The organism is Streptomyces sp. 8L, assembly GCF_020176795.1.
In the GTDB taxonomy this organism is placed as follows: Bacteria; Actinomycetota; Actinomycetes; order Streptomycetales; family Streptomycetaceae; genus Streptomyces.
In genome coordinates, this window is the sequence record NZ_JAIUKE010000083.1 from 3,138 (window position 1) to 29,141 (window position 26,004).

Here is a 26,004-nt window from a genome sequence, read left to right on the forward strand (position 1 = left end):
ATGGGTGACAACAACTCGTTCTCGGTCGACACCGAGGGCCTGTCCCATGTGATTCCCGACGTGGAGAACCTGGCGAGCCGGATCAGGAGCATCGGCACGCAGCTCCAGGGCAAGCTGGACGCTCTGGGCGAATGCTGGGGCAACGACAAGAACGGCGAGCAGTTCCTCAGCCAGTACACGAAACCCAAGGGGCAGCTGATCGAAGGCATCAGCAGCAGCGGCGAAGTGCTCGACAGCACGGTCGAGGGCATCTACACGATGGCCAAGCAGTACGACCGGCTTGAGCAGGAGAACCTGCTCGCGCTGCAGAAGCTCAAGGCCGTGGACCCCGACGTGGACATCTCGGGCAGCGGCTCCGGCGGTTCCGGCGGCGATTCGGACGGGGAGGGCACCGAGGCCCTGCAACCGGCGAAGCGGATGGCGGTCGAGCGGACGAGGGCCGAGGACGCCGAGCAACCGCGCCTGCTCGAACGCGGCACGATGAAGCGGCGGTTGCGGCGCGGGGAAGAGGTGCCGGCCGAGCCGTTGCAGCCCGTCGAGAGCAGGGAGCGGGGGCGCCTGACGAAGCGGGTGGCGGAGACGCCGGCCACGGAGGTCGAGCCGCGCCTGCTGGAGCGGGGCGTCCCGGCGACCCCGGCGATTCCGGCGGAACGGCTCTCGGACGAGACGCCTGCCGAGCCCCTCCAGCCCATGCTGAGGGAAGGGGTGACGTCCACGACCCCGGCCGAGCCCGGGCAGCCGCGGATGTTCGAACGTTCCGTCAGGCCCACGGAGTTGCGCCGTGGGGAGGAGGTACCCGCGCAGCCGTTGCAGCCCGTGGAGAGCGTGCAGCGAAAACGTCTGGCGGACGGGGAGTCCGAGGTGCCGGCGTCCCGGACCGAGCCGCGCCTGCTGTCGCGGAGCATCCCGGCGACCCCCGCGATCCCGGCGGTCCCGGCATCGCAGGTGACGCCCGCGGAGCCTCTCCAGCCCATGCAGCCCCTCCAGCCCATGCAGCCTCTTCAGCCCACAGAGCCTCTCCAGCCCACTGAGCCTCTTCAGCCCATGGAACGGGGCCAGTTGCCGGTGGAGACCAACGCCGTGCCGGACCAGCCGCGCCATTTCGAACGGGGAGACGTGACGGTCCCGGAGCAGCCGCGGCACTTCTCGCGGTTGGAGCCCGAGGTGCCCGCGCAGCCGGTGACGCCCGCGCATCACTTGACGCCGGAGCAGCCCGTGACGTCCGAGCAGCCGCGGCACTTCTCGCGGGGAGACGCGATGGTTCCGGAGCGCTCCGTCTCTCCGGGACAGCCGCAGCACTTCTCGCGGTTGGAGCCCGAGGTCCCCGCGCAGCCGGTGACGCCCGCGCACCACCTGACGCCGGAGACTCCGGCGCAGCCCCTGGAACCCCTGCACCCTCTGGAGCCCGAAGTGTCGTTCGAACGGCCTCTGGTGGCCGAGCGGCCGGCCGAGCGCGTAGACGAGCTCGGTCAGGCATGAGCGTCAACCTGCCCCCCGCACTCAGCTGGGTCTCCTATCTCGCCGTCGGCCAGTCCTGGCCGAAGGGCGACGAGGACAAGCTGCTCGAACTCGGCCAGGCCTGGGACGAGGCAGCACAGCAACTCGTCGCCATCGTGGACGAGATCAGTCCGGCCGCGGCCGGTGTGCTGAACAACGTCGGCGGGCAGGTCGCACAGGAGTTCGAGGACTTCGTCAAGCAGTTGCAGGGCAATCTGCCCGACATGGCCACGTCCGCCAAGCAGTTGGGGGAACTGGGCAGGAACACCGGCGTCCAGGTCGAGTACTCCAAGTACATGATCCTGGCCCAACTGATCTGGCTGGCGGCCGAGATCGCCCAGTGGGCGTTCTTCGCGCCGGAGGCCATCCCCGCGATGATCACCGCGGCACGGGTGGCGGTGCAGATGATCCTGCGCCGCCTGCTGATCTCGATCGCCACGGGCGTCGGCATGATGCTCGGGATGGACGCGGTGATCCAGTCCATCCAGATGCTCAAGGGCGACCGTACGAAGTGGAGCACGCAGAACACACTCCAGGCGCTGGAGTCCGGGGCCATCTCCGGCGCGATCGGCGGCGGGATCTTCGGCGGCGCCGCCGCGTTCGTGCCGAAGTTCGAGGCGGGTCTGATCGGGAAGCTGGCGCTCGGCGGCCTCACCGGCATCACCACGACCGAGGCCATGGACGGCATCTTCGGCAGCAGTGAGGACGGAGGGCTGGCCGGGGCGCTGTCCTCGGGCGCGATCGGCGCGCTCGGCGGCGGTGGGAAGCGCAGGTTCGGCGGCGGCGACAAGACCGAAGTCGACCCCGTCAATGTCCACACGCCGGACGGGATCGACCTGCACCTCCCCGACCCTCCCGACGCACCGGTCGTCGGCCCGGGGCTGGGCGCCGCGCCGCCGCCGTTCGACCACTCGGGCCTGAACACGGAGAGCGGCGGCGGCGACCGCTCGGAAACCGGCTCCGGCACCAACAGCACTCCGCACACCGAGACTTCGGGCCCGCCCGAGGTGACCGTGCACACCAGCGCACCGCCCCCCTCGACGGGGGGCTCCACCTCGACGGCCGGATCGCAGGAGCCGGTGACGACCGGCGGCACCCCGACGTCGGGCGTGGGCACCTCCTCCAGCGGTACGGGCGGCGGCTTCTCGGACACCAACCTGCCGTCCAGCACCGGCTCCGGCACGCCGGAGACCGTCACCCACACGGCCGCCGCACCGCCCCCCACCACGACCGGCCTGACCGGCTTCGAGACCACGCTCAAGGGACCGGGCACGCAGACGGGCCCGGCGACGACCACCAGCGGTGGAACGGGTGCCGGCTCGGGTGTGCATACGAACACCGGCGGCGGCACGAGCGTGGGTACGAACACCGGCGGCGACCGGACCACGACCGCCCCCACGTCCGGTACCACCGGCGGCGGAACGGGCCACGCACCAGCCTCGAGCCCGACGTCCACGGCGCCCGGCGACCACCACGTGACCACCACGTCCCAGGGCCCGCCGACGAGTTCGAGCGGCGGCGGCACGAGCGACACGGCCGTCCCGCACCAGCCTGTTACGGAGAGCTCGGGCGGTACGACCGATACCACCGTTCCGCATCAGCCTGTTACGGAGAGTTCGGGCGGTACGACCGATACCACCGTTCCGCACCAGCCTGTTACGGAGAGCTCGGGCGGTACGACCGATACCACCGTTCCGCACCACCCCGTCACGGAGAATACGGGCGGTACGACCGATACCACCGTTCCGCACCACCCCGTCACGGAGAATACGGGCGGTACGACCGACACCACCGTTCCGCACCAGCCCGTCACGGAGAGCTCGGGCGGTACGACCGACACCACCGTTCCGCACCAGCCCGTCACGGAGAACACGGGCGGCACGGACACCACGCAGAACGCCGGTAATACGCCTGTCAGTTCGGATGCGCAGCACAGCGGCGGCACGCAGGAGAGCACCGGCGCGACGCCCCCCGCGTCCACCGGGCAGAACACCGGCTCGCACCTGCCCTCGATGCCCGACGTGCCGCACACCGCGCCCGGTGCCGGACACGCGGAAACGACGGCGGGCAACGACCCCGCTCCCGTCACGCACGAGCCGGTCGTGTCGGCACCGGCGCAGGGCGGCGGTGGTCACGAGGGCGTGACACTGCCCGACGTGCCGCGCACGGAGCCCGGCGGCGCCGGTTTCCACGAGCCCGCGCTCACCGGCGACGGCACGCACAACGGCGAACCCGTCGTACTCTCCGATCCCACACAGACGTCGTCCACGCCGGGGAACCAGGCACAGAACCAGGGTGGGACACAGGGCCCGCCGCCTCAGACGCAGGTGCGGCCGGGCGCCGGTACGGGCGCGGCCCCCCAGGCCACGCATCAGCCGCCCACCGGCCCTGCGAACGCCCCCGCACGGCCGGCGCCGAGCACGGTGCAGGACGGCCCGCGCCCCGTGACCGGCGACAACACCCACACCCCCGGCACGACCGACACCGCCGGCCCCGCGACGACCCACAGCGGCCCCAGCACCAACACACCGACCGAGTCGCACGGGCCGGCCGAGACGCAGGCACCGCCCGAGACGCGCGGACCGGCGGACACGCACACCCCGACGGAGTCGCACGGGCCGACGGACACCCACGCGCCGGCCGACCCCGCCACCTCCTCCCCGCCCACGACCGGCGGCCACAACACCACGACCGAGAACACCACGACCGACAACACCACGCCCGGCGGCCACAACACCACGTCCGACAGCACCACACCCGACAGGACCACATCCGAGACCGCCCCGCCCGAGGGTCCGCACACCGACCCCGCCGAGGCGTTGAACGACCTGAACGTGCCGACGCACGATCCCGGCGACGGTGCCGGCCCGCTCCACGACGCGCCCGACGCGCCCACCACCGCCATCGTCTCCCCGCGCGCCCAGGTCGACCGGCGGGCCGACGCGCTCGACCAGATCGCCAAGGACGCCGGGATGTCGGGACCCGCGCGCGACATCTACACGAACGCCATCAAGAACGCGGCCAGGGCGAACGACTGGAGCGGCGCAACGCGCCACCTGTCCGAGTTCCGGCAGATGATCGACATGCGCTCGCTCAACCAGCGCATGGACGCGTTCAACAACCATGTCGCGGGCGGCTTCGACCGCCTCGGCGACCTGGGCGCGAATCGTGAGGAGTGGCAGAACAAGGTCGACGCCGTCGACAGCGCGCGTCGCAGTTTCGACCCCGACCTGATGGACAGCGCGCTGCGCGAGTACACCAACTACGTCGAGCAGCACGTTCCCGCCGAAGTGCTGACGGGCAAGGATTCGGCCCGTCCGTACGACTCCGACCTCGAACGCGTACGGCGCGAGATCGCCGAGGCCACCGGTGCGCGCGACGCGCAGCGACTGCACAACGAACTCCAGGATCTGCTGAAGACGGCCGCACTGCGTGACCGCCTCGACCAACTGCACTCAGGGGACGACTCGGAGGAGGCCGCCCTGCGGCAGCGCCTCGCCAACGCGGCCACCCAGGAGGAGGCCGAGCGTGCGCTGGACCAGCTCGAACAGCACCGCGAACTGCAGGAGTTGCAGGACCGCATCGACCGGCTGAACTCCGACGACCCGCCCGCCGGCCACACCGGCGACGACAGCGGGACCGGCCACCCGCCCGGCTCTGACGAGGATCTCCAGGCGCGGCTGGCCAGGCTGCGCGGCGAACAGGACGAGCGCACACAGGAACTCCAGGAGCAGCTGGACCGCGCCGAGACCGAGGAGGAGTCCGAGCGCGCGCTCCAGGAACTCCAGGAGCACCGCGAGGAGCAGGCCCTCCAGGAACGCCTCGACCGGCTCAAGGAATTCGATCCCCCCACGGACCGTGGCGACGACGGCGGCGACCGGGGCGACACCCCCAGCGAGGAGGAGCTGCGGCAGCGGCTCGACGCCCTGCACGAGGGCGAGAACGACGCCCGTGCGGCGGAACTGCGGCAGCAGCTGCGCGACGCGCACACCGAGGAGGAGTCCGAACGCGCCATCCAGCGCCTGGAGGAGCACCAGCAGCGCCAGGAGGAGGAACGCCAGGCGCAGGTCGAGCGGATGCGCCAGGAGCTCGACTCGCTGCGCGACCAGCACGGCGAGCAGTTCCTCAAGGACCAGACCGAGGCGGCGGCACGCACCGGGCAGCGCATCGAGGACCTTCAGCGCCGGCTGGACGACACCCTCACGTACGACGAGCGGATCAAGGCACTCGACGAGGAACTGCACCAGGGCGTCGAGCGCCCGGAGGGCGACGGCAGGCTCGACCGGATCGTCACCAAGGGCCTCGAAGCCCAGGGCGGCGGCACGCACGGCGAGGACGGGCCCGGCTCGGACGCGGGCGGTGGGGACCACCGCTCCCCGGACGAGACGGCGGACCTCCTCAACTCCCTGCCCACCCCGGCAGACCACCTCGACCTGCCGTCCGTCCCGCACGACCTCCCGGACCTGCCCGGTGTCGGGCATCTCGCGGACCCGCCGACGACGCACGGAACTCAGGAGCACACGGGCGGCGAGGACACCACGGCACGGCCGGAACCCGTCGCGGCGCACGACGCCCCCTCTCCGCAGGATGGTACGGGGCCGGGGCACGACGCCCCACGGCCTGGCTCGGACGAGAACGTACGGCCGGGCCAGGGCGGTGGACCCGCCACGCAGCGGCCCCCCGCGCCGCACACCGAGGAACAGGGCTCGCAGACGCTCCAGCAGGAGCGCCCCCGCACGAACGAGGACACGCGGACCGACACCGACGACTTCGCGCTGCATCCCGTCCCGAACGCGAAGGACCTGGACGACCTGCGGGCGGCGTTCCAGGCGGACTCCGAAGCGACGACACACGGGACGACACAGGAGCCCCCGGCCACTGACACGTCGACATCCGGCGGCCACGAGAACAACGACAGCGGCGGCGGCCACGAGCAGTCCGGGAACGAGCAGTCCGGCAACGGACACACCTCGGGCGGCGGCCAGGAGCGTTCCGGCGACCAGCAGGACGGCGACCACCGGGACGGTGACCAGCAGGACGGCGACCAGCGCGACGGCGACCAGCAGGATGGCGACCACCGGGACGGCGACCAGCGGGGCGGCGGTGACCGTGACGATCAGGACCGTGGCGGCGACCGCGACCGGCAGGGACCGTCGGACCACGAGGACGTCTCCGACGAGGAGAGCGTGTCGGACGACGAGTCGCACACGACAGACGACGACACGTCCGTCCACGACGACGACACCTCTGTCCACCACCACCACGACGACGACGACACGACGGACGCCGTGGCGGACCCCGCCCACAACAGCCATGACACCACGCACGACACACCGCACGACACCGCCGACGACTCCCTCGACACGACCGGCCTCACCCATGACGACGGGATGACGGACCAGGTCGTCCCGCCCCGGGCGCGCATCCTGGTCCTCTCGGATGTGAGTGGTCTGGGTCTGGGTGGTGTTCCGGTGTTCAACATGGAGATGGTGAAGGGGCTTTCGGCGTCGCACGATGTGACGATGCTGACGGTGGACCCGGACAAGAACTACGATCCGGTGGCGAAGTCGGAGGAGCACGGCGGGGCGGAGATCGTCAACGTTCCGAATCCGGAGTTCGAGGAGAGCCGCGACGCTCTGAACGACCTGGTGGAGAAGGACCCGGACACATATGGGCTGAAAACGGGGCCGGACGCGTACGACCTCGTCATCGGGCATTCGCGTTTCTCCGGGCCCGCCGCTTCGAAGATCCGCGATCTGCATTATCCGAACGCCCGTGTGGTGCATTTCCTGCATACGAGTCCGGTTCGGCTGGACCGTATCAAGGATCAGCCGGCCAAGGGTGGTGCGAAGGCCACCATCGAGCGGAAGACCATGGCCGACGCGGACCTCGTCGTGGGCGTCGGGAAGCTGCTGACGGATGAGGCGGGGCGGCTTTCTGAGCAGATCTTGAAGGTTCCGGGGTTGCACGAGTTCGTGCCGGGTTCGGAGTTGGGTGATCTGGTGCAGCGTCATCCTGACCCGTCGGGGACGGTGCATCTGCTGCTGCCGGGTCGTGCGAGTGATGAGATCAAGGGTGTGACGACGGCGATCCAGGCGGTGGGTCGGCTTCAGGGGCAGGGTTATGACGTCCATTTGACGGTGCGGGGCGGTCCGAAGCCCGATACGGACGACTACGCGCGGTGGCAGGCGTATGTGGATGAGCATGCGCCGGGTGCGGTGACGTTGAAGCCGTTCACGACGAGTGCGGCGGAATTGAACAAGGACCGTGAGGACACCGACGCGGTCATCATGCCCTCTCTGCATGAGGGGTTCGGACTGGTGGCGACGGAGGCTGCGGGGCGCGGTATCCCGGTTCTCGTCAACAACGAGAGCGGGGCGGCGAACTTCTTCAGCCGTTATCCGGCCGGTGAGAACAGTGTCGTCGACTCCCTGTTCGAAGTGGGCAATTCCGAGAACGAGCAGGCCCGCGTCGATTCCTGGGCCCAGGCCATCGCGGATCTGCACGACCACATCGACGAGCGCTGGGACGATGCGAATGACCTGCGGAACGTACTGAAGGACTACTCCTGGACGCAGTCCGGGAACTCCCTGGTCTCTGCCGCGTTGCACACTCCGGACCCGCAGCGGAATCTGGACCCGCATCAGCGCTCCGGTTTCGGTGGGATCACACGGCAGGGGCCGGGCGGTGGTCTGGAGTCGTTGGGTACGCGGTCGCAGTGGGAGCCGACGGACCGGTGGGACGGTTCGACGGCCGCACCCACCGGGCACACGATGGGCGACGACGAGCGGCTCCAGCGGCTGGAGGACCTCGGCCGCAGGATCGGCCTGATCACCCCCGGCGACTCTCTGCACGGTGGCTCCGGCGCGACGGAGCAGGTACGGCCGCCCGCGCACGACGACACCACCGGCCGGGGAGACCACGAGGACCAGGACCACGACGACCACGAGGGCCAGGACCACCAGGGACAAGAGGACCACGAGGCCCAGGACCACGACCACGACCACGACGTCACCTCGGGCGCCGTGGCCGACAGCGCTCAGCCGCCGCACGGTGCCACCGACCAGATGACGCACGACCCCGTCGACCAGACGACGCACGACTCCACCGACACGCGGACGGAGCCTGAGCCGCACGACACCGACACCCCGGTCAACGACCTGGCGCGTACCGACGCCCCGCTGAGCCAGGACGGCGAGGCGCGAGTCCTGGACGATGTCATCTCCCGTGTGATGAACGGTGATACGTCGGCGGCACGCGTCCTGGTCCAGCGGCTGAACGAGCGCGCCGACCGGATGGAGGCGAATTCCGCACCCGGGCACCAGGAGGCCCGCGACCTCGCCGACGCCGCTCACCGTCAGGTCACGAACTTCGTGGAGCACGTGGGCGCGGCCAACGCCCGCGACATCCCGAAGGTCGTGCACTTCGTCTGGCTCGGCCGCCCGTTGACGGACGGCGCGGTCGACAACCTGCGCGCCTGGGCGGAGCGGGCCCGCGAGGGCGGCTGGACGATGAAGGTGTGGACGGACACGCACAACGGCCCGAACGGGCGTGTCTCGCAGTGGCGTCCCGACGTCCAGGCGGATCTCAGGCGGCACGGTGTGCGGTTCCAGGAGATCTCCGACGTGCTGCCCGCCCACTCGGCGCCGTCGGCCTGGCAGAAGTTCACCGGCGGCGGCCGACCCGCCCTGACCGACCCCGACCTGGTCAAGCTCCGGGACATCTACACCAACGCACGTACCGAGCCCCGCGCGTTCCCTGTCGCCTCGGACGTCACCCGGTACGCCGTCCTCAAGACCGAGGGCGGTGTCTACGCGGACGTGGACATCGCGCCCGGCACCGTCGACCTGAGCCGGGGCCTGCCCCCGATGAGCCGGGAAGACCTGCCCGTGATGGGCCCGATGATCCGCGACAACCACGACCTCCAGCAGATGAGGGAGAAGCTCGGCGCGCAGCAGAACCGGCCGCCGGCCGATGTGTCGGTGCACGAGGTCGTCAAACACCGGCTGGGCAACGCCGAGTACGGCAACCACTTCTTCGCCGTACCGCCCGGGTCCGCCCTGATCGACCACATCATCACGTCGATCCCCGACGCGACCCGCGAGATGGACGGCCAGGACCTGGTGGGCAACGGCGCCGTACTGACCGGGCCCGCCGCGCTGGCCAAGGCGCTGGCCAGGCAGATGGAGTCGTACGGGCTGTCGGGCACCAAGCCGACCGAGGAGGGCGCCGGCATCGACCCGAGGGCCGTCGACCACTGGTCGGGCCTCGACTTCGTCACGGACGAGAGCGACAACCAGGCGTACGAGAACCCCACCACGAGCACGGGCGCGCATACGGATGTGCGTACCGACAACCGTACCGACACCCATACCGACACCCGTACCGGCGGCACGCCTTCCACCGCCGCGCCGGGTACGCGGGGCGGGCAGCAGGACCAGCAGACACTGGTGCGACCGCCCCGGCCCCAGGAGGTGTCGCAGGACGAGAACCGGGACGACAACGAGTACGACGAGGACGAGACGACCGGCGCGATCGCGGACGTGTCGGGCCCGCTTCCCGCGGCGTTCACCACCGCCCCGCCGGAACACACCGCCCCGCCGGAACACACCGCCCCGCACGACACCGTGCCCCGGGACAGCGACGACGTCCAGCACCACGACGAGATCCAGCACCACGACGAGATCCAGCACCGCGACGAGATCCAGCACCACGACGAGATCCAGCACCACGACGACGTCCAGGACCACGAACACGAGGTCCGCGACCAAGAACACGACGACCAGGACCCCGACGCCACCACCGACGCCGTGGCCGACCCGTCCGACGCGACGGGCCACGGCGAGACCTCCGTCAACGATCTGGCGCGCAGCGACGCGCCGTTGAGCGAGGACGACCAGGCGCGGGTCGTGAACGACGTGATGAACCGCACGATGTCGGGGGACGTCTCCCAGGCGCGCATCCTCGCCCAGCGGCTGCACGAACGCGCCGACCGGATGGCGGCCGGCTCCCTCCCGGGGCACGAGGACGCACGCGAGTTCGCGGGCCTGGTGCACCGGCAGGTGGAGACCTTCGTGGAACACATGGGGGTGGAGGCCGAGGACGTTCCCAAGGTGCTGCACTTCGTGTGGCTGGGCAGGCCGCTGACCGAAGGCGCGGTCGACAACCTGCGTACCTGGGCGGACCGGGCCCGCGAGGGCGGCTGGACGATGAAGGTGTGGACCGACACCCAGCGGGGTCCGGACGGCCCGGTCTCCCGGTGGGACTCCACGGTCGTCGACGACCTGAACCGGCGCGGTGTGCGGGTCCACGAGGTGTCGGAGGTACTTCCTCCGGCCGTCGACACCCGGTCGCGCTGGCAGGCGCTCACCGGCCCCCGCAGGACGGAACTCACCGACCCCGACCTGGTGAAGCTCCGCGACATCTACGGCAAGGCGCGAACGGAGCCCAGGGCGTTCCCCGTCGCCTCGGACGTGGTGCGCTACGCACTGCTGAAGACCGAGGGCGGCGTCTACGCGGACGTGGACATCGCGCCGGGGACCGTGGACCTCACGCGGCAGCCGCCGGGCATGGGCCTGAAGGATCTTCCCTTCATGGGGCCGATGATCCGCGACAACCACGACCTCCAGCAGGTCAGGAACAGGCTCGGCGAGCAGCTCGGCAAGCCGCCCGCCGAGGTGACGAAGGAGGAGGTGGTCACCCACCGTCTTGGCAACGCCGAGTACGGCAACCACTTCTTCGCGGTGCCGCCCCGGTCCGCCCTGATCGACCACATCATCAAGTCCATTCCCGACGCGACCCGGGAGCTGGACGGCCAGGACCTGGTGGGCAACGGCGCCGCGCTCACCGGGCCCGCCGTGCTGGCCAAGGCGCTGGCCAGGCAGATGGAGACCTACGACCTGTCGCACACGACGCCCTCCGAGGAGGCCGCGGGCATCGACCCGGCGGCGGTGGCGTACTGGTCGCAGCTGGATTTCGTCACCGACGAGAGCGACAACCAGGCCTACGAGACGCCGGCCCACTCGCGCACGGACGACGACGGGGACGCGACGACGGGCGGCCTCGCGGACACCTCGACCCCGCACCCGCCTGCCACGGACACACCACAGCCCCGGGCGCGCATCCTGGTCCTCTCGGATGTGAGTGGTCTGGGTCTGGGTGGTGTTCCGGTGTTCAACATGGAGATGGTGAAGGGGCTTTCGGCGTCGCACGATGTGACGATGCTGACGGTGGACCCGGACAAGAACTATGATCCGGTGGCGAAGTCGGAGGAGCACGGCGGGGCGGAGATCGTCAACGTTCCGAATCCGGAGTTCGAGGAGAGCCGCGACGCTCTGAACGACCTGGTGGAGAAGGACCCGTCGTCGTACGGGCTGAAGGCGGGCTCGGACGCGTACGACCTGATTGTCGGGCACTCGCGTTTCTCGGGCCCGGCCGCCTCCAAGATCCGCGATCTGCATTATCCGAACGCCCGCGTAGCGCATTTCCTGCACACGAGTCCGGTTCGGCTGGACCGCATCAAGGATCAGCCGGCCAAGGGCGGTGCGAAGGCCACCGTCGAGCGGAAGGCGATGAGGGATGCCGATCTCGTGGTCGGCGTCGGGAAGCTGCTGACGGATGAGGCGGGGCGGCTTTCTGAGCAGATCTTGAAGGTTCCGGGGTTGCACGAGTTCGTGCCGGGTTCGGAGTTGGGTGACCTGGTGCAGCGTCGTCCCGATCCGTCGGGGACGGTGCACCTGCTGCTGCCGGGGCGTGCGAGTGACGAGATCAAGGGCGTGACGACGGCGATCCAGGCGGTGGGTCGCCTTCAGGGGCAGGGCTATGACGTCCATTTGACGGTACGGGGCGGTCCGAAGCCCGATACGGACGACTACGCCCGGTGGCAGGCGTATGTGGACAAGCATGCGCCCGGTGCGGTGACGTTGAAGCCGTTCACGACGAGTGCGGCCGAACTCAGCAGGGACCGTGAGACGACGGACGCGGTCATCATGCCTTCCCTGCATGAGGGGTTCGGGCTGGTGGCGACGGAGGCTGCGGGGCGCGGTATCCCGGTTCTCGTCAACAACGAGAGTGGGGCGGCGAACTTCTTCAGCCGTTATCCGGCCGGCGAGAACAGCGTCGTCGACTCCCTGTTCGAGGTCGGGGACCAGGAGAACGAGCAGGCCCGCATCGACGCGTGGACCGAGGCGATCAAGGACCTGCATGATCATGTGGATGAGCGCTGGGCGGACGCGGCGGATCTGCGCGATGTGCTGAAGGACTTCTCGTGGAGCCACGCGGGCGATGCCCTGGTGTCGGCCGCGTTGCACACTCCGGACCCGCAGCGGAATCTGGACCCGCATCAGCGCTCCGGGTTCGGCGGGATCACGCGGCAGGGGCCGGGCGGTGGTCTGGAGTCGTTGGGTACGCGGTCGCAGTGGGAGCCGACGGACCGGTGGGACGGTTCGACGGCCGCACCCACCGGACACACGATGGACGACGACGAGCGGCTCCAGCGGCTGGAGGACCTCGGCCGCAGGCTCGGCCTGATCACCCGCCCTCCGGGCGACGACCAGACACACGGCCACATGCCCGACCTGTCCACCGACCGGACGGTCACCGGCACGCAGCGCCCCGCAACCACGGAGCAGGAGCACCCCGCCGGTACGCAGCACCCCGCCACCACCGAGCAGGAGCACCCCACCGGTACGCAGCACGACCAGGTCCCGGCGCTGGACTCGCAGGAGAACCCGTGGAAGCTCTCCGACGAGGAGAACCGCAGGATCTTCGACGAGATCATCCTGCCCAGGGCGCTGGAGGGGCTGAGCCGCCCCGAGACACCGAAGATCGTCTTCATCGGAGGCCAGGCCGCCTCCAGCAAGACCACGGGCCAGCGCGCCGCCCTGGAGCGGCTCGGCGACGAGAAGGGCATCGTCGCCGACTTCGACGCGCTGCTGTCCGACCATCCGCAGTACGAGGAACTCAAGGCCATCGACGACCGCAAGGCCGCCCAACTGGCCGGGGACGACGCCTATCTATGGATGAAGGGCCTCATCGAGCACGCCAGGACCGAGGGGTACAACCTCATCCGTGAGGGCCACATGGGCGGTGGCTCGACGGAACGCGAGGCGCTCAAGTTCCGGGCGAGCGGCTTCCGTACGGAGGCCGATGTGATGGCCGTACCGGACGCGATCAGCCGACTCGCCAACCTGCACCGCTACCAGAGCGGCAGGGAGGCGACCGGGGTCGGCAGGATCGTGTCCGTCGACATCCACGACAAGGCGTACCAGGGGATTCCCAAGACCCTGGACGGCGTGGACAAGAGGAAGTTCCTCGACGAGATCCGCCTGCACCGCTGGGGCGGCGGGCTCGTCTACCGGAACTCCCTGAACGAGGAGGGGGAGTGGACGCACCAGGACACCAGCGCGGCCGAGTCCCTCCAGAACGAGAGGTCCCGGCCGCTGGAGCCGGCGCAGGCGCAGTGGCTGCGTGAGCGGTTCGCGCACCTCGACCGTACGCTGCCGGACGAAGTGCGCACCCAGCTCCCGGAGATCGCCGGGCTGGCCCACAAGGTCGGCGTCGACATCGCGCACACGCCCGGCGGGTCCGTCCACGAGCAGGAGTCCACACAGGCGTCGGCCTTGCAGGCGTCCCACCAGCCGGACGAGCAGAACACCGCCACGACGCCCACGGAGCCGCACAGCAGCAACAGCAACAACAACGGCAACGAGACCAGCACAAGCACGAGCACGAGCACCGGCTCGGGCTCGGGCACCGGCGCCAGGACCGACACCAGCACGGAGCACGCCCCCGGCGTCCGGACCCTGGACGAGAGCCTGGAGCACGACGACCGGGTACGGACCTACCCGCTCACCCGCGCCCCCGAGGCCCCTCCCGAGGGCATCGGAACCTTCACCGCCCGGGACTGGTCCGACCGCCAGGACCGCACGGCCGCGCTGGTCGGACAGCAGGCCTTCCGTGGCCACACCCGGCTCGACGGAACGGGCAGGGGGCGGTTCCAGGGCCCTCGGCAGACCGTTCCGTGGCACGACTCGGCGGTGTCGTTCTTCTCCGCCCACGGCGCGTCGAACCACGTCCAGCTCGTCCTCGGGGACGGCCGCGTCGTCCGGGTCAGCGGCCGTGAACTGGGCCGCTACCTCGTACGCAACGCCGAGTCCCTGGGCCCGGCGGACCGTCCCCTGGTGCTGCTTTCGTGCAACACAGGAAGCACCCCCGAGTACGGGGGGCTCTCCGTCGCGCAGCACGTGGCGAACGTGACGGGCAGGACCGTGTACGCGCCCACCACGCCCTCCGGCACGGTGCGGGACCGCAACGGTGTCGCGCAGCCCGTCCTCTTCGCGGACGCGGCCGGCCGGCCGGGCGTGTGGAACACGTTCACCCCCGAGCCGCACGGTGCCACCCTGGACGGCCTCGCGCGAGCCGCCGGGCTGCACCACGACGAGGGCCCGGCCGACCCCTGGACCACCACCAGGACGCTCCAGTACGTGCGGACCCTGCGCGACACGTTCGGCACCGGCATCGAGAACACCCCCGCCCACGAGACGGCGCTGCGCGGGCTCGCCGCCCTGGACCGGCTGCGCTGGAACCCCGGCCCCGACGGCCTCCCGGCGCTGCACACCGGCGGCCGGATGACACCGGACGTCCTGCGGCAGATCACCCGCGACATCCTGGGCCTGCCCGACGACGCGGCGCAGACGCGGGCACACTGGGACACCGTCCTGCACGCCGCGGCCGTGGCCCAGGCCGAAGACCCCGGCGCGTCGGCGTCCGCGATCCGCGCCGCCTTGCCGCGGGAGGACTCGGCGCCCCCGCTCGTGGAGACCGACGGCCCCGTCTCCACCACCGCACTGCACGACCCGACTTCGGTGCACGACGCCGTCAACGACCCGACGCCGCCGCCCCGTACGACGGTGGCCACCGATACGACGGCGGTGGCCACGGATGTCCGGGAAGGCGTGCGCCAGGCCGACGACGTGCACGACGCCGACGACGTACACGACGTGCACGACGCCGACGACGTACACGACGCCGACGACGCGCACGACGCCCACGACGAGCCGTCCACCTCGACCCCCGCGTCCGAAGCGCCGCCCCGCCGGGTGCACTTCGCGGACGGGACGGTGCCGGGGCAGCGGTCCGCAGCCGCCACGGCCTCCCACCCACCGTTCACGGTCCCGAAGCACAGCAGTGTCGAGGCGGGCCTCGACACCTACCGCAAGCCCCGCATCGACCGGACCATGGCGCCGCCGCCGAGCGGCGGGCGCGTCGTCACGTTCGACGACGGCACCCGCATGCCCACGTACATCACGGGGGACGGCACGGAGCACGGCAGGTCCGGCACGTACGGCGACGGCCGGGTCACCCTGCGCGCCGTCCGCCAGGTGGTGACCGAGATCGGCCATCGCGCGGGCCTGACGGAGCACGGGCCCGTGGACCAGGCCGACGCGCTCGGCGACCTGCGCCGGGCGCTGCGTGAGACACCGTGGCTGTTCCACGGCGAGGGCTACCGCTCGCCGGCCTTCAAGGACGCCTCGGGCGTGACCCGTTACCTCCGGGTCACCACGCGCCCGCACAACAGGTGGGAGCGGTTCAGCGACACCTTCGGCTCGCCGTTCACGTTCGACACGGTGCAGCGCAGCCAGGTCACCACGGGCGCGGGCGCGGTGCAGTCCACGGCGCGGCGCGTCGCCCCCGCCGTCTCCTTCGGCCCCGCCTCGGGCATCGCCGCCTACGGCCGGATCGCCGGCGGTCTCGGCTACGCCCGCACGTACGACTACGGGATGCAGAACCAGACGCTCAGCCAGGCCGAGACGCGGCTCGGCGACACGTCGAACCTGCACCTGGACGACGTGCAGTACGAAGTGCGCCTCGAAGGCGGCACGGAGCACTTCAGCTTCGGTGTCCGCAACGGCCTCACCGTCCGCCTCCCGGAAAGCGAGACCAAGTCCGAGGGCCCCGGTACGGGACAGGCGCCCCGTGCGATGACGATCGACCCCGAAACGGGCTACCGCCTCGTGCACACCGAGGGGTTCGGGCCGGTGAAGGAGATCAGGGACTGGGCACTTGAGCGCGCGTACGCCCGCCCCGGCACGGCGGCGTACGACGAGATCTCCGGGTTCTTCACGACGGAGAACTTCCACCGCATGGCCGACCGGCTCGCCCACGGCCTCGTCACCACACGCCCGTTGACACGGGAGGACAGGCAGCGGACGCCGATGGGCGCGTTCGTGGTGGACCGCGTGGTGCCCGGCAGGGCGACCCTGCTGACGGCGACGACGGCCGCCGAGATGCGGATGACCGTCCAGCAGACGCTCAAGAACGAGCGGACACTGTCGAAGACGTACTCGCAGGAGCTCAGCGCGAGCATCGGTCCGAGTTTCGACGCCCTGTCGTTCTTCGGCGCGTCGGCCGGGCTGCGGGCGATGGTGGGCGCGGTCGGCCGGTACGCGCGCTCGACGCTGCACGGCACCGTGTTCGGCGGCACGGCCACCAGGAAGTTCGTCGGCCAGGCCAAGAAGGTTCCGACGCATCTCTACCTCGTGGAGAAGACGGTGTACGTGCGCCGCTCGGGCGACACGGAGCCGACCCCCTTCACGTCGTGGAGCCTCGACCGGATGACCACCACCGAGGCGCGCCGCCTCGCGGGCTGGGACGACGGGACGGCGCTGGCCTCGCGCAGGGAGAACGAGCCCTCCGCGCCCGTCTACCTGACCAGGAACCACCCGGCGATGCTGGGCATGAGCCGCCCGGAGGCGTTCGTCCGCGAGCCGGAGCCGGAGCCGGAGCCGGAGCCGGAGCCCGTGCCCGAGCCGCGCGAGGACGCGCGGGTACACGACGATGTGCCGGCACACGAGGACGCGTTGGCACATGAAGAGTCGCCGGCACACGAGGACTCGCCGACGCACCAGGATGTGTTGGCGCACGAGGAGTCGCCGGCACACGAGGATGAGTTGGCGCGCGAGGAGCGGGAGGTCCCGCCCGGGGCGCCTCCCCGGCCCACCCTCCTCCAGGACTTCACCCAGCGGGTGCTGCGCGCCGCCGCCGAGAAGTACCCCGGGATGATCGCCCCGCTCGAGGACTTCGCCAATGTCGCCGGGTCCCGCTGGCACAGCCGTGAGCACTACCGCCTGGCGCTCCAGAACACACTGAACGTCATGAACTCGCTGTCCCACCACAGCATGGCCGGCAACCTGGAGGCGGTCGTCACCACCGGCCTGCGGATCGAGCTGGTGGGGCCGGGCCGCTTCCACCGCTCCCACCGGTACCTCTGGATCGACGGCACCCTGACCGACCGCCGTTACGAGGGCACGCAGAACGACCTCCACGTACGCACCAGTTCGCCCGGCACGCAGCGCATGGACGGCATGCGCAACGTCACCAGGAGCTACGAGGGCGGCCTGGAGGCGTCCCTCCAGGTGCGGGCCGCACAGCACGACGTCATCGGCCGTCCTGGCAACAGCGGCACGCTCCAGGTGGGCCCGCGCTGGGGCCGCGCGAACGGGCAGCGGACCGGGTACGGCTCCACCGCCTCGGCCGAGTCGCTCAGCAGCAGCACGTCCCCGTCCCATCTGCACAGCTACCGGCTGGAGTTGACCGCGTCGACGGGCGGCTACACGCGCTTCAGGCAGCTCTGGCGCGGCACGGCGTCCCTCGGAGTGCTGGGCACGCAGCCCTTCGTACGGAGCGAGCCGCGCACCGATCTCGTCGGCGGCACGGCGGGTGACGCCTTCACGGGCCGGGTGATCCTCGCCGTCGCGTCCGAACACACTCCGACGCACCACCCGCACACGGACGGGGCGGTGGAGGAGGCCCCGCCGCACACCGAACGGCCGCTGACGGCGGCGGAGTCCAAGGCGCTGGTGACCGGGGACCCGCTGAACGCGCCGACGAGGACGGAGAACCCGTTCGGCGACCAGCCGTTCGTCACGATCGGTGTCGGCGCCCACAAGGAACTGGTCGAAGGCGTCGAGCAGGTGATGGACAAGACGTCGCACGGCTCCTGGTTCTTCAACCAGACCGGCGCGCCGGCGCACGAGATGATGGTGCGCCCCCTCCAGCCGCACGCCCTCACCGCGGACTACGACCTGCTGTCCGCGCCCACGGGCAACGTCACCAACGGGCTCTTCGGCGCGGGTGCCTACCTGAACAGGCTGGGCGCCCTGGTGCACCGCGTGGGCGTCCACAACGTGACGGTCGCCTCCAAGCCGATGAAGATCAAGACGGAGTCCTCGCTCAGCTCGGACACGCAGGCCGCGGGCGCCGTCACCACCAACAACACCTTCACCCTCGCGATGACCGGCAACGCCTCCCACAGCCACCCCGTGGGCGGGAGCGTGCTGGGGACGTACGGGCCGACCGCCTCCCTCGGCAGGGAGCACGGGGTCACGCAGACGGTGACCAGGACGGTGACCGCGGACGTCACGGCCAGCGACGAGAGCCACCAGGTCCTCGTGGTGGGCGACGTGACGCACGACGTGGCCGGTACGGTGCGCGGCGACGGCCTGCTGGCCCCGCTGCACGCGCTGGTCACCCGGTCCCGGGGCCTGTGGGCGGGGCGGCGTTTCACGTTCGGCTCCGACTGGGTGGGCCATGTCTCGGAGAAGACGGCCCACCGCCTCGGACTGCTCAAGGACAGGCTCGGCGACGTACCGCTGTACCGGGACAGCAAGTGGGGGCAGCCGCAGTGGCTGCGGGAGACCCCCTTCGGCTCGTTCCCGGTCAACTCGCTGGACGCGAGCAAGGTGGTCGGGGAGTTCGACCAGAAGCTCGCGGGCCTCGGCGCCGACGACACGAGCCGGGACCTCGTACGGTCGCTGAACACCCCCCGGGCCCTGCGCGCGCTGCGCGGGCGGCTGGCCTCGGGCGGCACCGAGAACCGGATGCGCGTCGGCGGCCCCGGGGTCGGCAAGGTCAGGATCGGCGGCCGGAGCCTGGAGCTGAGGGCCGAACTGCTGCCGGGCGAGACGACGTTCGACGGCCTGGGCCACGGCACCTCGCTCGCGGACACCCGCAACGCCGTGGAGACGAGCGACGTGTCGAAGACCCGGTCCGCGACCAAGTCCCTCGGCATCCAGGTGAGTGAATCCCCCGGCACCGGCGGCCATGTGGTGACGGCGGCCGGACCCACCTACGGGGAGCAGGGGTCGAGCAGTCGGCAGGTCGTCTCGGGGCACTCGACCGCGCGGTCGCGGAGCAGCGTCTTCTACGCGAACGAGCCCCACGCGGAGTACCTGACCGGCTACCGGCTCAAGCTCACGCTGGACCTCGGCAACGGCAGGACCATCTCGTCCGAGGGCTTCGTCGGCGAGATCAGGGACCAGGTGCCGGTGAGCCTGAGCACCCCGCTGGCACGGGACGAGGCACAGGACCATGTGCGGGACGAGGCGCCGCAGGACGACGTGCCGCGGGACGAGGCGCAGGATCGTGTGCGGGAGGAGGCGCCGCGGGACGACGTGCCGCTGGACGAGGCGCAGGATCGTGTGCGGGACGAGACGCCGCAGGACGACGTGCCGCTGGACGAGGCGCCGGATCGTGTGGCGGACGACGACGGTCGGGGCACCGGCCCCGGCCTCCTGGACGCCCCCGAACTGGAGCCGCCCGCCGAGGACGTGACCCTGTGGAAGCCGCAGGACGTCACGCCGGAGAACATCGCCGCCTGGCGCACCGCCGGGCCGGCCGACGACGACGGCGCCGCCTTCGTCCTCCCGTCGCAGGGCTTCCACGTCAGCCAGGTGGTCGGCAGCGGGGGCCTGCGGAAGGCCGGCGACCTCGCGGTGGCCAAGGCGTACGGCACGTCGCTCAAGGGTGTGGCGGGCGGTGGCCGCCTCACCGGTGACGCCCTCGACCAGGCCCTGTCCCAGGCGCGCGGGTCGGGGCTCACCCGGCCCGGTACGGCGTCCTCCCTCGCACTGCACGACGGCCAGGCGGGCATGTCGCTCGCGGGGTTCTTCGCGGACACGGTGGACGCCGACGGCTATCAGGTCGCGGGCCTTTCCGAGGACACGTTCGCGGGCGGCGCCGAGGGCTCGTACCGGCTCTACGCGCGCCCCGACCTCTCCGGCGCGAAGCTGCTCGCGGTCGCGCCCGACGCCGCCATGGAGTCGGCTCTCCGCTCCACGGCGAGCGACGAGACGGCGGTCGTGCGCGGCGGCGCGCAGCAGAACAGCGCGGGCGGCGGTCCGGTGGCGATCATGAGCGACTCGGCCGGGGTCGCGCAGCCCGTGCTCCAGAGCGCGGACGCCATCACGTCCGGGGCCGACAGCCGCAAGCACGGCGGCAACGAGTCCGGGCAGGTCACGATCAAGACGCCCGCCGCACGGGCGTTCCTGTTCGCGGTTCCCACGCGGTGGCTGGGCGTCGCGGACGTGCACCGCACCTTCAAGGACAGCTCGGTCGGATCGTGGATGCGGCGCCACGCGGGCCCGTTCGGGCCGGTGAAGCCCGGGCCGCAGGCGGTCGAGACGGACACGCACGTCCTCGCGTGGGTACGGGAGGACGTGGCCAGGCAGTTGGGCCTTGTCGACGACGAGACCTTCCCCGAGCGGGTGGCGGACGCCTGGGACAGCGTGAAGAAGGCCGGCGACGCGTGGGCCGCCGCCGACACCGCGTACTGGAACGAACGGCACGCGATCCAGGACCTCCAGGAGGACCGCGCGCAGGTGAAGCGGGACCTGAGCCTGGCGAAGGAGGCCCTGCGGCAGGCGGTCGCCCGTGCCGACGGCCACGGCGGCGACGACGCCGGTGTGCGGGAGGCGAAGGCACACGTGCGGGAGCTGGCGTCCCGGGTCCACGGGAACGCGCGGACGATGCGCGAGAAGTGGGAGGGGCTGCGGTCGAGCCTGTCCGCGGCGGAACGCGCGGCGGCCGAGTACCACGACGTACGGCTGGGGGCGGACCGCCTCACCCGCTGGCACCGGCTGCCCGCCGAGCTGCGCACCACGGTGCGGGAGCCGGCGCCCGTCACGTACGAGCCGGCGCGGGAGCCGGCGGACGAGGCGGTGGCCGGGGGCCCGCGCTACGGCGTCGGGTCCGGCGGCACGGCCCACTCGACGCTGCTGACCTCGCCCGACGGGAGCCGGACCTACACGGTGCACGACGTGCCGCGCGACGGCGACGGCTTCTTCACCTCGCTCGCCGCGGGGCTCGAAGGGATCGGCTCCGGGCGGATGGCCGAACTCGTACCCGCCGACGGTTCCGACGGCCCCGAGAGGACGAGCGGGGTACTGCGCGACCTCCTCGCGGACCGGCTCGCCGACCCAGACAACGCCGACCTGCTGGAGTTCACGGCGCCCGACACGCACGACACGTTCACCCCGGACGAGGCGGCGGGCGCCGGGGTGCGCTTCGGTGAAGGGTCCGCACAGCAAAGGGAGTTCGACGCCACGCGGCAGATGCCGCTGCACGAGGTGCTCTCGCCGCAGGTGCGCGCCGGGCTCGCCCAGGCGCAACTGCGCAGGCCCGGCACGGCCGTTGGGGACGAAGAACGGGGCGACAGCGGCTGGAACCACGGCGCCGCCGACCTCCTGCCCGCGCTCGCCGCGCGGACGTTCGGCGTGAAGGTGACGGTCGTACGGGGCGGGGGCGGGTTCGAGGAGTTCGTACCGCGCGGGGCGTTGGACGGGGGCGAGGGCCTGCCGCACGTCGTCCTGCACCTGGACGACGGGCACTACCGGGCGGCCCTGCCGACGGAGGGCGAAGCGCCGGTGCGGGCCGATCCGCCCACGCGGACCGACACATCGGCGAAGTCCGAGCCGCCGGCGCACACCGAGCGCGAGGACATCCCGCGCGAGGACGTGACGAGCGAGGATGTGGCCCGCGAGGACGTCCCGCATGAGGACGTCGCGCACGAGGAAGCCACGCACGAGGACGCCACCACCGATCCGGTCATCGACAGTCCGGCCCGTCCCAAGGCCGCGGACGACACCACGAGCACCGACGCGGCCACGGCCGGCGACACGGCCGTCCGCACGGAAGGGCTCCCGCCGGGGGCCAAGCGGATCTTGGTGGTCTCCGACGTCAGCGGGCTCGGCCTCGGCGGTGTGCCGGTGTTCAACATGGAGCTGGTGCGGGGGCTGTCCGCGACGCACCACGTGACCCTGCTGACGTCCGACCCGAGTCCGTACGACGCGGCGGCGAAGGCACGCGAGCACGGCGACGCGGTCATCGTGAACCGCCCGGTCCCCGGGGTCGAGGCGCGCGACGCCTTCCACCGGCTCGTCGAGAGCCCCGCGCAGGAGCACGGGCTGCCCGCGGACCCCGACTCGTTCGACCTGGTCATCGGGCACTCCCGCTTCTCGGGACCGGGCGCGCTCGCCATCCAGAAGCAGTGGTACCCGAAGGCCAGGCTGGTCCACTTCCTGCACACCAGCCCGGTCCGCCTCGACCGCGTCAAGGGCCAGCCGGAGAAGGGCGGCCAGAAGAGCCGTTCCGAACGTGAGGTCATGCGGGAGGCCGACCTCGTGGTCGGCGTCGGCCCGCTGCTGACGCGGGAGGCCGAGCGGCTCTCGCAGCAGGTCCTGCGGGTGTCGGCGCTGCACGAGTTCATTCCGGGGACCGAGATCGGCCCCGTGGTCGGGAAGGCGTCCGCCGAGGACGAGGCCCCGGGCTCCTCGGCGATCCGCCTGCTGCTGCCGGGCCGCGCGACGGACGAGATCAAGGGCGTCGAAGGCGCGATCAAGGCGGTGGGGCAGGTGCGGGCCCGGGGCCTGGACGTGCGCCTGACGATCCGCGGCGGCCCCAGGCCCACGGACCCGGACCACGGGCACTGGCAGGAGATGGCCCGTGAGCACGGGCGTGGGGGCGTGGAGATCCTGCCCTTCACGACCAGCGCGGACGACCTCGCCAGGGACCGGGAGCAGGCGGACGCGCTGATCATGCCGTCGCTGCACGAGGGCTTCGGTCTGGTCGCCACCGAGGCGGCGGGCCGGGCCATCCCACTCCTGGTCAACGGCGAGAGCGGCGCGGGGGAGTTCCTGCACCGCTTCGGCGAGATCGGCTCGCCGGGCGTCGTCGCCGCGCCGCACGAGGTCGGCAACCCCGCCTCGGCCGCGACCAGGACGGGCGCCTGGGCGGACGCGATCGAGCAGCTGGCCGTGGACCTGCCGCGCCGGCGTGCCGACGCGATCCGGCTGCGCGACGAACTCGCCGCCTTCTCCTGGCAGGACGCGGGCCGTTCGCTGGTCGAGGCGGCCATGCGCACCACGCCGGACATCCGGGACGAGGCCTGGGAGCGGCGCGGCCACGGCGAGGTCACCCGGCAGGGTCCTGCCGGAACCGTCGAGGTCAAGAACGTACGGGGCGACTGGCGGCCCGCCCCGCGGTGGGACGGCTCGACGCCCCGCCCGCCGACGGCACAGGACGGCGCCACCTCCGGGCCCGTCGTCGTGGACCCGGCGCTCGACGTCGTCGACCACAGCGCCGGGAACGGTGCCGCGCCGGGCCATGGGGCCGGGACCGCCGCCGGGAACGGTCACGGGAACGGCACCGGGAACACTCACGCGGCCGGCGCCGCGCTCCGCCGCTCGGCCACCGCGCCCGCCAGGCTCGCCGGGCTCGCCGCGCCGGACGCCTGGACGCAGCGGCTCGCCGACCGGGCGACCGACTTCGCCGAGGGGTCGACCCAGCTGCCCGTGCACCTGCCCGCGGAGATCGACACGCTCTCCGCCACGCTCGCCAGGACCGCGCTCACCATGCGCGCCAAGGGGCATCCGCATCTGCCGACCGTGACGGTGACCGGCTACGACACCGGCGCCCGCACGGGCGAGCCGCACTTCGGGGAGGCGCTGCGCGTCGGCAAGGAGCGCGCGGACACCGTCGTCGCCGCCTTCCGCACGGCGCTCGGCGCGCACCTGGACCGGCTCCAGGGCGGCGCCGGAGCCGCGCACGCGCTGACGGTGGACGACTTCGTGCTGACCGCGCGCTCGGGCGGGTTCGACGCGCCGCCCGGAGCTGAGGGCCCCTGGCGGGGCACGGTGCTCACCATCGACGTGCGGCGCCCCGACCGTCCGCTGGAGCCGCCGCCCGTCGAGGGGGAGCGGCCCCGGCAGAACGCGGGCCGGGAAGTGGTGCATTAACGGCCGAAAGTGAGCGTACCGCCGGCGCGGGGAACGGGGTTGCGCTGAGTGCGCGCCCCTGCGCCCTCACCACCCCTCAGCCCACCCGAGGAGCGACGCCATGCAGCTTTCTTCCAGCGACGCCGGCTTCGAGACCGGCGGCGACGCCGAGCTCGCGGCCTACCTGTCCCGGCACTCGTCCCCCGCGGCCTGCGCGGACGCCCTGATCCGGGACGCCGAGGGCCGGGTCCTGCTGGTCGACCCCACGTACAAGGACGGCTGGGACCTGCCGGGCGGCATGCTGGAGGACGAGGAGCCCGAGGCCGGAATGGTGCGGGAGGTCCGGGAGGAACTCGGCCTTGACGTACGGGCGGGGCGGCTGCTCGTCGTGGACACCATCCCCGCCGCGGTGTACGGGCGTACGATCCTCGCCTTCGTCTACGCCACCGAGCCCGCGCGCGACCCCGAGGGCGGATTCGTGCTCCAGGACGAGGAGATCGGCGAGGCGCGGTTCGTCACCGAACGCGAGGCCCTCGGCATGGTGCCCGCGGAGCTGGCCCGCCGCCTCGGCGGCGCGTTCGCGGCCGAACGCGCCGGCACCACCACGGCCCTGCGCCACGGCCGCCCGGCGCCGGCACCTGGCCCCGGGCGACAGGGAGCCTGAACGGGTTCGCTCGACCGAGAGTTGGCGGGCTCGCGGGTTCGCGTGCCTGCGGGTTACGGCGATGTCGGCACGTTGTACGAGATGAGGGCCGCGCGGTGGTCGGCCGTCCGCATCCGCAGCTCGGTCACGGCGCCGTTGCGCAGGCCCGGCAGGACGCGGCGGTACTCGTCGAGCGGAATGCCCATGAGGTGGCACAGCACCAGCCGGTAGAGGGTGTTGTGCGCGACCACCAGCACCCGTCCGCCGCTCCCGCCCCCGTAGCGCTCCGCGATCCGCCACAGCGCCGCCGCGCCCCGGGACGCGGCGGCCACCGGGTCGTCGCCGTCCGGCAGCGGCCGGGTCGCCGGGTTGCGCAGGAACTCCTCGACGGCGCGCGGATACCGGGCCGCGACCTCGGCGAGCGTGCGGCCCTCCGCGACCCCGAAGTCGACCTCCCGCAGCCCCTCCTCCACGGTCTCGGGAAGGCCCGTGGCGCGCCACGCGGGCGCGGCCGTGCGGCGGGCGCGGGCGAGCGGCGAGGTGACGACCGCGTCCAGCCGGGCCGTCGCCGCCCAGCGGCCGAGCGCCTCCGCCTGCTGCTCGCCGCGCAGGGTCAGCCCGATGTCGCTGCTGCCGGTGTAGCGGTTCTCGGCGTGCCACACCGTCTCGCCGTGCCGTACCAGGAACAGTGTGGGCGCCGGGGGGGGGGGGGGGGGCCGGGCGCCCCCCCCCCCCCCCGCCGGGCCGCCCCCCCCCCCCCGGCCGCGGGCGGGGGGGGGGGGGGCGGGGGGGCGGGGGGCGAAGGCGGGCCAG

The 26,004-nt window shown here is 72.0% G+C and carries 4 protein-coding genes; 3 read left to right on the forward strand and 1 reads right to left on the reverse strand.

Features of this window, described 5'->3' with window-relative positions; all coding sequences use genetic code 11:
• The 3 genes from LCE31_RS08905 (at nt 1) to LCE31_RS08915 (ending at nt 25,212) form a co-directional block, all read left to right on the forward strand.
• Nucleotides 1–1,479 (forward strand): WXG100 family type VII secretion target, encoded by a 1,479-nt coding sequence (locus LCE31_RS08905; protein ID WP_225013480.1) that lies wholly within the window; start codon nt 1–3, stop codon nt 1,477–1,479.
• Nucleotides 1,476–24,569 (forward strand): glycosyltransferase, encoded by a 23,094-nt coding sequence (locus LCE31_RS08910; protein ID WP_225013483.1) that lies wholly within the window; start codon nt 1,476–1,478, stop codon nt 24,567–24,569. Before LCE31_RS08905 ends, LCE31_RS08910 begins: the two co-directional genes overlap by 4 nt.
• Nucleotides 24,570–24,669: 100 nt before the next feature.
• Nucleotides 24,670–25,212 (forward strand): NUDIX domain-containing protein, encoded by a 543-nt coding sequence (locus LCE31_RS08915; protein ID WP_225013485.1) that lies wholly within the window; start codon nt 24,670–24,672, stop codon nt 25,210–25,212.
• 53 nt (nt 25,213–25,265) lie between these two features.
• On the opposite strand, the gene LCE31_RS08920 is transcribed toward LCE31_RS08915, so the two are convergent.
• Nucleotides 25,266–26,004 (reverse strand): histidine phosphatase family protein (locus LCE31_RS08920; RefSeq protein ID WP_308042231.1); only part of this gene is annotated, 739 nt, incomplete at its 5' end.

What these genes read in the sequence shown, in the direction of transcription:
- LCE31_RS08905 (WP_225013480.1), top strand. Translation starts at nt 1, where the DNA reads ATGGGTGACAACAACTCGTTCTCGGTCGACACCGAGGGCCTGTCCCAT.
- LCE31_RS08910 (WP_225013483.1), top strand. Translation starts at nt 1,476, where the DNA reads ATGAGCGTCAACCTGCCCCCCGCACTCAGCTGGGTCTCCTATCTCGCC.
- LCE31_RS08915 (WP_225013485.1), top strand. Translation starts at nt 24,670, where the DNA reads ATGCAGCTTTCTTCCAGCGACGCCGGCTTCGAGACCGGCGGCGACGCC.